Origin of the sequence: Streptomyces bugieae (assembly GCF_036352915.1) — a bacterium.
Taxonomy (GTDB): domain Bacteria; phylum Actinomycetota; class Actinomycetes; order Streptomycetales; family Streptomycetaceae; genus Streptomyces; species Streptomyces endophytica.
Genome location: NZ_JAZBJP010000088.1, coordinates 1 through 717, shown reverse-complemented (window position 1 = coordinate 717; position 717 = coordinate 1). Strand labels below are relative to the sequence as shown.

The 717-nt window shown below is 75.0% G+C and carries 1 protein-coding gene; it reads right to left on the bottom strand.

Annotated elements, in window-relative coordinates; all coding sequences use genetic code 11:
• Nucleotides 1-665 (bottom strand): thiolase family protein (locus tag V2J85_RS40300; RefSeq protein WP_330824351.1); only part of this gene is annotated, 665 nt, incomplete at its 3' end.
• Nucleotides 666-717: the final 52 nt, after the last annotated feature.

The window sequence follows — 717 nt, the reverse complement described above, 5'->3', positions numbered from 1 at the left end:
ATGCCGCACAGCACCAGCGCCGCCGCCCCGTCGGAGGTGGCGCAGATGTCCAGCAGCCGCAGCGGATCGGCGACCATCGCGGAGGCGGCGACCTCCTCGGCCGTCACCGGCTTCCGGTACCGGGCGTACGTGTTGAGCGCGCCCGCCGCCGCGTTCTTTACCTTGACCAGCGCGAAGTCCTCGGGCGTATCCCCGTACAGGGCCATCCGGCGGCGCGCGTACAGCCCGAAGTACGCCGGGTTCGTCGCCCCGAGCACCCGGAAGCGCAGCCAGTCCGGATCATCCGGCCGCTCCCCGCCCGCCGGGGCGAAGAACCCCTTGGGCGCCGCGTCGGCCCCCACCACCAGCACCACGTCCGCCATCCCCGCCAGGATCTGGGCCCGCGCGGTATCGATCGCCTGGGCCCCCGACGCGCACGCGGCGTACACGGAGGTCACCCGCGCCCCCTGCCACCCCAGCGCCCGCGCGAACGTCGCCCCGGCCACATACCCCGGATAGCCGCCCCGGACCGTCTGCGCGCCGACCACCGACCCCACCTCGGGCCAGCCGATCCCCGCGTCGGCGAGGGCGGCGCGCGCGGCGACCCGCCCGTACGCGGTGAATCCGCGCCCCCACTTGCCCCACGGATGCATCCCGGCCCCGAGAACGGCCACATCACCGGTCACGACACCGCCCCCTCCGCCGCCACGGGCCGCCAATTCCAGGTCGTATGTACGG